Annotated in this window: 9 protein-coding genes and 1 pseudogene; 7 read left to right on the plus strand and 3 right to left on the minus strand. The window is 64.6% G+C overall.

All coding sequences use genetic code 11. The features are described 5' to 3' along the window. Window positions 1-7: 7 nt before the first annotated feature. Window positions 8-2,398, minus strand: a complete 2,391-nt coding sequence (gene ppsA, locus FVQ98_RS17775) for a phosphoenolpyruvate synthase (RefSeq protein ID WP_147914794.1) — start codon at window positions 2,396-2,398, stop codon at window positions 8-10. A 151-nt stretch (window positions 2,399-2,549) separates the two neighbouring features. Here ppsA and ppsR point away from each other — a divergent pair, with 151 nt between their 5' ends. Then, window positions 2,550-3,368 (plus strand): posphoenolpyruvate synthetase regulatory kinase/phosphorylase PpsR, encoded by an 819-nt coding sequence (gene ppsR / locus FVQ98_RS17780; RefSeq protein WP_147914795.1) that lies wholly within the window; start codon window positions 2,550-2,552, stop codon window positions 3,366-3,368. A 331-nt stretch (window positions 3,369-3,699) separates the two neighbouring features. Here ppsR and FVQ98_RS17785 read toward each other — a convergent pair whose 3' ends face one another. Continuing rightward, on the minus strand, window positions 3,700-4,107 hold the full coding sequence (locus FVQ98_RS17785; RefSeq protein WP_147914796.1) for a GlcG/HbpS family heme-binding protein: 408 nt from the start codon (window positions 4,105-4,107) through the stop codon (window positions 3,700-3,702). A gap of 232 nt (window positions 4,108-4,339) precedes the next feature. On the opposite strand from FVQ98_RS17785, the gene FVQ98_RS17790 reads away from it, so the two are divergent. Next, on the plus strand, window positions 4,340-5,041 hold the full coding sequence (locus FVQ98_RS17790) for a Bax inhibitor-1/YccA family protein (RefSeq protein ID WP_147914797.1): 702 nt from the start codon (window positions 4,340-4,342) through the stop codon (window positions 5,039-5,041). 31 nt (window positions 5,042-5,072) lie between these two features. On the opposite strand, the pseudogene FVQ98_RS20175 reads toward FVQ98_RS17790, so the two are convergent. Next, window positions 5,073-5,642, minus strand: a pseudogene (locus FVQ98_RS20175) (DDE-type integrase/transposase/recombinase); the annotation flags it as partial. 190 nt (window positions 5,643-5,832) lie between these two features. Between FVQ98_RS20175 and bfr the strand changes: the two are divergent. The 5 genes from bfr to FVQ98_RS17815 all read left to right on the plus strand — a co-directional run. Further along, window positions 5,833-6,312 (plus strand): bacterioferritin, encoded by a 480-nt coding sequence (gene bfr, locus FVQ98_RS17795; RefSeq protein ID WP_147914798.1) that lies wholly within the window; start codon window positions 5,833-5,835, stop codon window positions 6,310-6,312. Between the two features lie 240 nt (window positions 6,313-6,552). Next, the gene (locus FVQ98_RS17800) at window positions 6,553-8,892 is read left to right on the plus strand and encodes a TonB-dependent receptor (protein ID WP_187265794.1); all 2,340 of its coding nucleotides are present in this window, start codon (window positions 6,553-6,555) and stop codon (window positions 8,890-8,892) included. Between the two features lie 83 nt (window positions 8,893-8,975). Next, window positions 8,976-9,665 (plus strand): Fe2+-dependent dioxygenase, encoded by a 690-nt coding sequence (locus FVQ98_RS17805; protein ID WP_147914799.1) that lies wholly within the window; start codon window positions 8,976-8,978, stop codon window positions 9,663-9,665. 152 nt (window positions 9,666-9,817) lie between these two features. Then, on the plus strand, window positions 9,818-10,891 hold the full coding sequence (locus tag FVQ98_RS17810) for an alpha-hydroxy acid oxidase (protein WP_255507842.1): 1,074 nt from the start codon (window positions 9,818-9,820) through the stop codon (window positions 10,889-10,891). 48 nt (window positions 10,892-10,939) lie between these two features. After that, window positions 10,940-11,080 (plus strand): transposase (locus tag FVQ98_RS17815; RefSeq protein ID WP_147914801.1); only part of this gene is annotated, 141 nt, incomplete at its 3' end.

The following is an 11,080-nucleotide window of genomic DNA, read 5'->3' on the forward strand; positions in this document are numbered from 1 at the left end:
CTGCCGCCTAGCCGGCGAGCAGGGTCCAGGTTTCGATCACGCTGTCGGGGTTCAGCGAGATGCTGGCAATGCCCTCATCCGCCAGCCAGCGCGCGAAGTCCGGGTGGTCGCTGGGGCCCTGGCCGCAGATGCCGACGTACTTGCCCTGGGCCTTGCAGGCGTTGATGGCGCGCTGCAGCATGGCCTTGACGGCGGGGTCGCGCTCGTCGAAGTCGGCGGCCAGCAGTTCCATGCCGGAATCGCGGTCCAGGCCCAGGGTGAGCTGGGTCAAGTCGTTGGAGCCGATCGAGAAGCCATCGAAGAATTCGAGGAACTGCTCGGCCAGGATCGCATTGCTCGGCACCTCGCACATCATCACGACCTTCAGCTCGTTCTCGCCGCGCTTCAGGCCGCGGTCGGCCAGCAGTTGCGTCACGCGCTCGGCCTGCGCCAGCGTGCGCACGAAGGGCACCATGACCTGCACGTTGGTCAGGCCCATCTCGTCGCGCACGCGCTTGAGCGCCTCGCATTCCATGGCAAAGGCTTCACGGAAGTCGTCGCTGATGTAGCGCGCAGCGCCGCGGAAGCCCAGCATCGGGTTTTCTTCCTCGGGCTCGTAGCGGCTGCCGCCGATCAGCTTGCGGTACTCGTTGCTCTTGAAGTCCGACAGGCGCACGATCACCGGCTTGGGCCAGAAGGCGGCGGCGATGGTGGCCACGCCTTCCGCGACCTTGTCCACGTAGAAGGCGCGCGGGCTGGCGTGGCCGCGCGCCACGCTTTCCACAGCCTTCTTCAGGTCGGCATCGACCTGCGGGTAGTCGAGGATGGCCTTGGGGTGCACGCCGATGTTGTTGTTGATGATGAATTCCAGCCGCGCCAGGCCCACGCCTTCGTTGGGCAGTTGGGCAAAGTCGAAGGCCAGCTGCGGATTGCCCACATTCATCATGATCTTGGTGTCGATCGGCGGCATTTCGCCGCGGCGCACCTCGGTTACTTCGGTTTCCAGCAGGCCGTCGTAGATCAGGCCGGTGTCGCCTTCGGCGCAGCTGACGGTGACCAGTGTGCCTTCTTTCAGGCGCTCCGTGGCGTCGCCGCTGCCGACCACGGCCGGGATGCCCAGCTCGCGCGCGATGATGGCCGCGTGGCAGGTGCGCCCGCCGCGGTTGGTGACGATGGCGCTGGCGCGCTTCATCACCGGCTCCCAGTTCGGGTCGGTCATGTCGGTGACCAGCACGTCGCCGGGCTGCACCTTGTCCATCTCGCTGATGCTGTGCACCAGGCGCACGGGGCCGGTGCCGATCTTCTGGCCGATGGCGCGGCCTTCGGCCAGCACAGTGCCCGTGCCCTTCAGTTTGTAGCGCTGCTCGGTCTTGCCCTGCTGCTGGCTCTTCACCGTCTCGGGGCGCGCCTGCAGGATGTAGAGCTGGCCGTCCTGGCCGTCCTTGCCCCATTCGATGTCCATCGGGCGGCCGTAGTGCTGCTCGATCACCAGCGCGTACTGCGCCAGCTGCTCGATGTCGACGTCCGACAGGGAATAGCGGTTGCGCAGCTCGGTCGGCACGTCGACGGTCTGCACCAGCTTGCCGGTGGCGGCTTTGTCTTCGGCGCTGGCAAACACCATCTGGATCAGCTTGCTGCCCAGGTTGCGGCGGATCACGGCCTTGTTGCCGGCCTGCAGCATCGGCTTGTGCACATAGAACTCGTCCGGGTTGACGGCGCCCTGCACCACCGTCTCGCCCAGGCCGTAGCTGCTGGTGATGAAAACGACCTGATCAAACCCGCTTTCGGTGTCGATGGTGAACATGACGCCGGCTGCGCCCAGATCGGAGCGCACCATGCGCTGCACGCCCGCCGACAGCGCGACGCCGTCGTGCGCAAAGCCCTTGTGCACGCGGTAGCTGATGGCGCGGTCGTTGTAGAGGCTGGCGAACACCTCTTTCATCTTGTGCAGCACGTCCTCAATGCCGACGACGTTCAGGAAGGTTTCCTGCTGACCGGCAAACGATGCGTCCGGCAGGTCTTCGGCGGTGGCGGACGAGCGCACGGCGAAGCTGGCGTCGGGGTTGCCGGCCGACAGCGTGGCAAACGCCTCACGAATCGCCTTTTCCAGATCGGCCGGAAACGGCTGCGATTCGACCCAGGCGCGGATTTCTGCCCCGGCTTCGGCCAGGGCGCGCACGTCCTCGGTGTTCAGCGCCTTCAGGCGCGCGCTGATGCGGTCCGACAAGCCGTCGTGGGCCAGGAATTCGCGGAAAGCGTGGGCCGTGGTGGCAAAGCCGGTGGGCACGCGCACGCCTTGCGGCAGCTGCGAGATCATCTCGCCCAGGCTGGCGTTCTTGCCGCCGACGGCCTCGACGTCGGTCATCCTCAGTTTTTCGAAGGGCACGACCAGATCGGTCGGCGCAAACAGTGCGGACATGGGGAAAGCTCCAGAGTTTAAAAATCGTCGCGGGGCGCGGCCCTGTGTGTGGGCGGCCAGCCGGCAGGCGCATCACCGTTGTTGGACTTGTGCGTGGTGGACGCGGCGCGGCTTCGCATAATGCGCAGATTGTATTGACCGTACGCCTCCCATGTCCGACCGCACCGTGTTCTTCGTCTCCGACGGCACCGGCATCACCGCCGAGACCTTTGGCAACGCCATCTTGGCCCAGTTCGACTTCAAGCCGCGGCGCGTGCGCCTGCCCTTCATCGACACGCCGGACAAGGCGCATCAGGCGCTGCGCCAGATCAACCACACGGCCGAGGTCGAAGGCAAGAAGCCCCTGGTCTTCACCACCCTGGTCGACCGGCAGGCCCTGGCCATCATCCAGGGCAGCAAGGGCATGCTGCTGGACATGTTCGGCACCTTCGTGCAGCCGATGGAGACGGAGCTGGGCATCAAGAGCCACCACCGCGTCGGCCGCTTTTCGGACGTCAGCAAAAGCCGCGAATACCACGACCGCATCGAAGCCATCAACTACAGCCTGGCGCACGACGATGGGCAAAGCAACCGCGACCTGACCGCCGCCGACGTCATCCTGATCGGCGTCAGCCGCAGCGGCAAGACACCGACGAGCCTGTACCTGGCGATGCAGCATGGCCTGAAGGCGGCCAACTACCCGCTGATCCCCGAGGATTTCGACCGCCGGCAACTGCCGCCGGCCCTGGTGCCGCACAAGAAAAAACTGTTCGGCCTGACCATCGCACCCGAGCGGCTGTCGGAAATTCGTTCGGAGCGCCGACCCGATTCGCGCTATGCCGACCTGCAGAACTGCCGCGCCGAGGTGGCCGAGGCCGAGGCCATGATGCGCCGTGCCGGCATCCGCTGGCTGTCGACAACGACCAAGTCGATCGAGGAAATCGCCACCACCATCCTGCAGGAAGTGCGGCCGGAGCGGCTGAGTTACTGAGAAGCGGGGTGCACCAGAACGCCTGGGGCGGGCCGGCCAGCTACCGATTCAGTAGCTGCCCGCGCAGGTGGTTGTAGGGCCAGACACCGATTTGACTAGAAATCTCCAACCCCTACCCCTACAGCCGGGCTGGCGCACGCGCTCGCCGACCGGAGCGCAAAACGCAGAACAGAACAAAAGAATCGCAGGCGCGGCCCCTCGGCCTTGCATCAAGCGCTCGGCTGAGCGATTCGGACAACCCCGGGCGGCAGTCAATCACTCCTGATTCAATAGCTGCCAGCGTAGATGGTTGTAAGGCGTAAGTCAGATTTCTTTGAAAATCCGCCCTGCCTCAAGCACCCAGGGCATTCACCCCGGCGCGCGCCACCTGCGCGTCTTCGGTCGACTTGACGCCGCTGACGCCCACGGCGCCCAGGCATTGACCGTCCTTCATGATCGGAACGCCGCCTTCCAGCAAGCCGTCCACCTCGGGCACGGACAGGAAGGCGTAGCGGCCTTGGTTGATCATGTCCTCGTAGCCTTTTGTGTCGCGCCGGCCCAAAGCGGCCGACTTCGCCTTCGCGGTGCCGATGTGGGCGCTGATCGGCGCGGCCCCATCGAGGCGTTGCAGGTGCAACAAATGGCCGCCATCGTCCACGATGGCAATCGTCACGGCCCAGCCGTTCTTCAGCGCTTCCGCCTCGGCGGCGGCGGCGATCGCCTTGACGTCGGCGGCTTCCAGGGTGGGTTTGGTCTTCATGGGTGCGTCTCCTTGTAGGGCATGCATGGAAATGGCAGCGGGCAGTATCGCTCAGGCCTGCACGGTCGCCCCAGCACGCGCCCTGCCTTCACCCCGCATCGCGGAACGACATTTCACGTAGGTTTTTGATCTGCAAGGGAATTTTTCGCAGCGCAGACGACTCTACGTACAATGCCCCGAGAGGTTGCCGCTGTGGCGACCACCGGACAAAAACCCCTGGAGAGAGCACACCATGAACGACCGTTCACAACCCCTGGCCTACGCCGACATCGCGCACGGCGGGGCGGTATCGCAAGAGCAGCGCAACAAGGTGCTGCGCAACACCTATTGGCTGCTGGCGCTGAGCCTGCTGCCCACCGTGCTGGGCGCCTGGGTGGGCGTCAGCACCGGCATCACCCGCAGCCTGAGCGGTGGCTTGGGCCTGATCGTCTTCCTGGGCGGTGCCTTCGGCTTCATGTTCGCGATCGAAAAGACCAAGAATTCGGCCGCGGGCGTGCCGGTGCTGCTGGCCTTCACCTTCTTCATGGGCCTGATGCTGTCGCGCATGATCGCGATGGTGCTGGGCTTCAAGAACGGCTCTGAACTCGTCATGACCGCCATGGGCGGCACCGCCGGCGTCTTCTTCGTGATGGCCAGCCTGGCCAGCGTGATCAAGCGCGACATCTCCGGCATGGGCAAATGGCTGTTCGTCGGCGCCTTGGTGATTTTCGTGGGCGCCATCGTCAACGTGTTCGTGGGCTCCACCGTCGGCATGATGGTCATCAGCACCCTGTGCGTGGGCGTGTTCAGCCTGTACATGCTGTACGACCTGAAGCAGATCATCGACGGCGGCGAAACCAACTACATCAGCGCCACCCTGGCCCTGTACCTGGACCTGTTCAACGTGTTCCAGGGCCTGCTCGCCCTGCTGGGCCTGTCAGGCGGCAACGACTGACGCGCCAAACCAGTTGTCCCCCAATCCGCTCCTAGTGGATTGGGGGACACAATAACTGTCTGTGTGTTCTCAGGACATCCTCTCCTTTGAGGCTCTGGCCGACATCGATGGCCACGCACTCGCGCGTGTACAGATCCACCGCCGTGAGCATGCGCAGCTTGCGTCTGTCAAACAACGCATCGGCCACGAAGTCCATGCTCCATATCTCGTTGATGGCGTCTGCCCGTCGCTTGGGCTGCCTGAGCTTGGCCACCTTGTTGCGCCGCGGCCGCTTCAGGCGCAGTGACAGCCCCTCTTCCCGGTACAGCCGGTAAACGCACCTGACGTTATCAAAGTGTGGCGTTCGCGGCGCAGCAGCACGTGTATGCGGCGGCCGTAATGCACCCGCGCGTCGGTGATCTCCTTAATCCGCATCCCCAGCACCGACTCGTCCTTCTTGACCGGCTTGTACAAGTAGGTCGGGGCTGACATCAAAGTTTTCTGCGACTACCGACCGCAGCATCGCCTTGTCCAGGCTCAGATCGGCCATGATCTGCTTGAGCTTGCGGTTTTCTTCTTCGAGCTGGCGCAGCCGGCGCAACGCAGACGGCCCAACGCGCCCTCATCATGGCGGCTGCTGTGTTACCGAACAGTTCGAAATTCTGGGACAGGGTCAGCGATCTGACTGGGCGAATTTTCGGCGTCGCGAACGTGGGCGCGAAGCGTTCGCATTCCGAATATCCCCAGGTTGGCCGCTTTCATATGGCTGCCTAGAATGGTCGGCTTGATCCACACAACCAAGGAGCGCAGCCATGAAAGGCGACCCGAAAGCCATTGAGTTCCTGCAGGCGCAGCTCAAGAACGAACTCACGGCTATCAACCAGTATTTCCTGCACTACCGGATGCTCAAGCACTGGGGTCTGGACAAGCTGGCGAAGAAGGAATACGAGGAATCCATCGGCGAGATGAAGCACGCCGACAAGCTGATGGACCGCATCTTCATGCTGGACGGCCTGCCCAACCTGCAGGACCTGGGCAAGCTGATGGTGGGCGAAAACGTGCCGGAAATCCTGGCCTGCGACCTGAAACTTGAGCAAGCCGCGCAAGCCACCATCAAGGACGGCATCGAGCACTGCGAGAAGGTGCGCGACTACGTCTCGCGCGACCTGCTGCAGGAAATCCTGGACGACACCGAAGAGCACATCGACTTTCTGGAAACCCAGATCGAGCTGGTCGACAAGGTCGGCCTGCAGAACTACCTGCAAAGCCAGATGGGCGAACTGGAGAGTTGACGCTGCCTGGCGTGCGTACGGCGTCGCGTGCGCCGACCTCCACCAAGGGGCCTTTCAGGCCCCTTTTTGTTGCGATCTGTCGACATGTTTAACAGAATTTAATGACAATCATTCTCATTTATGTAGAATTTGCCCGTTCTCCTCCGTAGAGCCAGCCAATGTCTTGTCAGGCCGCCTTTGGGCGGCTTGGCCTTGACCACGTAGCCAGCTGTTGACCCAACCTCTTAGCTGCCTACTGCCATGTCCGCTGCCCGCCGATCCAAAAAAAAACGCCTAGAAACGCTTGCCGAACAAGCGCAGACAGCTCCTGAAAACGCAGCAACCAGCAGCCCACTGCTGCCTCTGGGCGCCATGCTGCTGGCCGGCTCGATGGGCACGGCGGCCTTGGCGCAGACCGCCACCCCAGCTGCACCCGCCACCCCCGCTTCTGCTTCCGGCGCGTCGCCGACGCAAGCCGCTGGCACGCTTCCCACGGTCACCGTGCGCGACCGTGCCGAGCAGGACGGCTCGACCAACAGTAAGACCACGCTGCGCGCCACCAAGACCGAGATCGGCAAGGGCCAGCAGGAGCTGCGCGACATTCCCCAGAGCGTCACGGTCATGACCGAGAAGCTCATGCAGGACCGCAACCTGGACGACTTCCGCGAAGTCCTGCGCACCACGGCCGGCGTGACCTTCCAGGCCGGTGAAACGGGCGAGGAAGACGTGCGCCTGCGCGGTTTCTCGCTCGGCACCGCGGGTGACATTTACCGCGACGGCATGCGCGACGGCGCGCTGTACGAACGCGACACCTTCAACGACGACCGCGTTGAAGTGATCAAGGGCTCGGCCTCGATGCTGTTCGGCAAGGGCTCGACCGGCGGCGTGGTCAACCAGGTCAGCAAGCAGCCCTTCCTGATGAACCAGCACGAGGTCAACACCACGCTGGGCACTGGCGGCCTCAAACGCGTCACGGGCGACTTCAACTTCCAGACCGGTCAGGATTCGGCCTTCCGCCTGAACGCCATGGCCTACGACGCCGACAACTGGGGCGGCAAGCAAAAGAAATTCGGCGTGGCGCCCACCTTCCGTTGGGGCATTGGCACGCGCAACGAGTTCTCGGTCGGCTTCTACCACCTGGACACGCGAGGCCGCTCCACCTACAGCCACCCCTGGTTCATCCGCGACGGTGAGATCGTGCCCACACTGAAGGCGCGCAATTTCTACGGCTTCGACAGCGACAAGCTCAACACCAAGGCGACGTACGCGACCCTGTCGCACATCTACCGCTTCGACCATGGCGGCGAGTTGAAGACGCAGTTCCGTCACGGCCGCTACGAACGCGATCTGTGGGCCAGCGTGATCCGCTTTGGCACCACCAACGGCGCGCCCACCACCATCGACAATTGGGGCCCCAACACCCTGATCACCCGCGCGCCCAAGGGCCGCATGGGCACCAGCGACCTGACCCAACTGCAAAGCGACTACAGCAACAAGTTCAACTGGGGCGGCCGCCAGCACCACATCATGGCGGGCGTCGACCTGTACTACGACAAGTCCAAGCGCAACAACAACTTTGCCGGCCCGGCCAGCACGCTGACGACCACCGTCGGTCAGCCCAACCCGCACCAGTGGCGCGACGACACGCGCGGCGACCCGGTCTACAACAAGTTCGATGCCAGCAACTTCGGCATCTACGTGCAGGACACGATGAGCCTGACCGAGCAACTCAAGCTGGTCGCAGGCATCCGGTTTGACCGCTTCAAGGGCAGCTACGACACGGCGGCCACCACCGCTGCCAATGGCACGGTGACTCCAGCGTACAGCTTCAGCAAGTCCGAATCGCTGTGGAGCCCGCGCGTCGGCCTGCTGTACCAGCCTAGCGAAACGCAGTCGTACTACGTGTCGTACGGCAGTTCGTACAACACCTCGGGCGACGCCTACCAGTTCACGCCCTCAAGCCCGAACAACACGCTGGCCAACACGCCAGCCGAGAAAAGCCGGAACCTCGAGATCGGTGGCAAGTGGGACGTGCTGGACAAGCGCCTGTCGCTGGGCACTGCCCTCTTCTACTCCGAGAAGTACAACGAGCGCAACACCGACCCCGACAGCGCTGCGGTGCAATACCTGCTGTCCGGCAAGCGCCACGCGCTGGGTATGGAGTTCAACGCCGCTGGCCGCATTACCCCGGCGTGGGAAGTGTTCTGGAACCACACCTGGATCCCCAAGGCCAAGATCGACAAGAGCAACCAGCAGCTGGCGGCCAACGGTGGCGGTGCGCAGGTGCAGGGCGACCGCCCGGGTCTGACGCCGCGCAACAGCGGCAGCATCTGGACCACCTACCGCTTCATGCCGAAATTCCGCGTGGGCCTGGGCGCCAACTACCGCAGCAGCCAGAACCCCGAGGGCAGCCGCGCAGTCAAGGCCAAGGGCTTCGTCACCTTCGACGCGATGGCCGAATACAGCATGACCGACACCATGTCGCTCAAGCTGAACGTCACCAACTTGACCAACAGGCTCTACGCCGACGCGCTGTACCGCGGCTTCTACGCACCTGGCGCACCGCGGCGCGTGGAACTGACGTTCAAGGCACTGTTCTAATCGCTTAGGACGCAAGGCACTCTCGTTCTCCAAGACCACCACCAGCCGCCTTCGGGCGGCTGCCTTGCTTTGGGGCTCCTTCCATGTTGATTCATCTCAAGAATGTCCTGACGCCCGAAGAACTGGCACACGGACGCGCCCTGTTGATGGGCCCCGATGCGCCCTGGACCGACGGCCGCCGCAGCGCCGGCGCGCAGGCCGTGCAGCAGAAGCTGAACGAGCAGTTGGCGCAGGACAGCGATGTGGCCGCGCAGATGCGCCAGTTGGTCCTGGGCGCGGTGCGGCGCGACGCCCTGCTGTTCTCGGCCGCGCTGCCGCGCAAATTCTTCAACCCGCTGTTCAACCGCTACAGCGGGCAAAGCAACCACTACGGCAACCACGTGGACGGTGCAGTGCTGCATTCGCGGGCCGACGACAGCTGGGTGCGCACCGACGTGTCGTGCACGCTGTTCTTCAGCCAGCCGGACGAGTACGACGGCGGCGAGCTGGTGGTGCAGGACACCTACGGCGAGCAGCGCGTCAAGCTGGCTGCCGGCGACGCGGTGCTCTACCCCGGCACCAGCCTGCACCAGGTCACCCCCGTCACGCGCGGTGCCCGTATCGCCAGTTTCTTCTGGATCGAAAGCATGGTGCGCAGCGACGAGCAGCGCCGCCTGCTGTTCGACATGGACATGGCCCTGCTCGCCCTGCGCCAGCGCGACGGCGAAAGCGCCGAAGCCACACGCCTGACCGGGACGTACCACAATCTGCTGCGGATGTGGGGCAGCACCTGAGGCATTCTGTCGCCCTTCTGCGCAGGGATCCGCCAGACGACACATGCACCGCGTCACTGGCAGAGAGTTCGATTGAAATCAATGCCTAAGCCATACAGGGCAAGCGCGACCAGCTATCAAAATTGATGCAAGAGACTGACTTTCCCGCCTGCTTGGCCGATCTCGCCTCAGCGGCTCGTGCGCGGCTGGACCCCGGCGTCGCCGCGTTCTTTGACGGTGGCGCGGGAGACGAGCGCACGCTGCGCGCCAACGCCGAGGCCTGGCAAGACATGACCCTGTGGCCGCGCGTGCTCAAGCCCCTGACAGGCGGCCACACCCGCACCACGCTTGCAGGCTGTGAGCTTGCGCATCCCATCCTCGTGGCACCTGTCGCGTTCCAGCGACTCGCGCACGATCAGGGCGAATGGGCCAGCGCCCTCGCCGCTGCGGCGCAGGGCGCCGGGTACGTGTTGCCCACGCTGTCGAGCGTGCCGATGGAACGCGTGGCCGAGGCCGTATTGCCGGAGCCGGCGCGCGGCCCGCTGTGGTTTCAGCTGTACTGGCAGGCCGACCGCGGCGTGATCCGCGCACTGTTGCAGCGCGCTGAAGCCGCGGGCTACGAGGCCATCGTCCTCACCGTCGACGCGCCGGTGCAAGGCATGCGCGACGCCGAGCGCCGCACCGGATTCCGTCTGCCCGCTGGCATCTCCGCCGTGCACTTGTCGGACGGCGGCCGCGGCACCGAGGCCGCTCACGCTGACGCAGCCACTTTCTGCGCAGGCGTGGCCGCCAGCGCCCCCACGTGGGACGACGTGCTCTGGCTGCAGGCCCAGACGCGCCTGCCGGTGTGGCTCAAGGGCGTGCTGCACCCACTTGACGCGCGCCAGGCGCAGTCCCTCGGCGTGGCCGGCCTGATCGTCAGCAACCACGGCGGCCGCACACTCGACACCGCGCCGGCCACCGCACAGGCCCTTGCGCGCATCGCCGAGGCGGTTGGCCCAGCGCTGCCTCTCATCGTCGACGGCGGCATCCGCCGCGGCACCGACGTGCTCAAAGCCGTCGCCCTGGGCGCCCGCGCGGTGATGATCGGCCGGCCGGTCGTTCACGCCTTGGCTGTTGCAGGCCCCGTTGGCGTCGCCCGCCTGGTACGCACCCTGCGCGACGAACTGGAAATGGCCATGGCGCTCTGCGGCTGTCGCACGCTGGCAGATGCGACCCCGGCGCTGACGTCACTGAAGTCCCCTTGAAAACCTGAGCCACCCGGAAGTAGAGAATTCCCCAGACGGAGTCTCTACATGAAGAAATCCAGATTCAGCGAAGCGCAGATAGTCGGCATCCTCAAGGAGGTCGAGATGGGAGCGAGGGTCGGCGAGACGTGCAGGAAGCACGGAATCAGCGAGCCGACGTACTACAAGTGGAAGAGCCAGTTCTCGGGC

It is taken from the genome of Ottowia flava (assembly GCF_008017535.1).
Taxonomy (GTDB): domain Bacteria; phylum Pseudomonadota; class Gammaproteobacteria; order Burkholderiales; family Burkholderiaceae_C; genus Ottowia; species Ottowia flava.

Coding starts and splice junctions, on each gene's coding strand:
- FVQ98_RS17800 (WP_187265794.1), top strand. CDS start 6,553: ATGTCCGCTGCCCGCCGATCCAAAAAAAAACGCCTAGAAACGCTTGCC.
- FVQ98_RS17790 (WP_147914797.1), top strand. CDS start 4,340: ATGAACGACCGTTCACAACCCCTGGCCTACGCCGACATCGCGCACGGC.
- ppsR (WP_147914795.1), top strand. CDS start 2,550: ATGTCCGACCGCACCGTGTTCTTCGTCTCCGACGGCACCGGCATCACC.
- bfr (WP_147914798.1), top strand. CDS start 5,833: ATGAAAGGCGACCCGAAAGCCATTGAGTTCCTGCAGGCGCAGCTCAAG.
- FVQ98_RS17805 (WP_147914799.1), top strand. CDS start 8,976: ATGTTGATTCATCTCAAGAATGTCCTGACGCCCGAAGAACTGGCACAC.
- FVQ98_RS17785 (WP_147914796.1), bottom strand. CDS start 4,107: ATGAAGACCAAACCCACCCTGGAAGCCGCCGACGTCAAGGCGATCGCC.
- ppsA (WP_147914794.1), bottom strand. CDS start 2,398: ATGTCCGCACTGTTTGCGCCGACCGATCTGGTCGTGCCCTTCGAAAAA.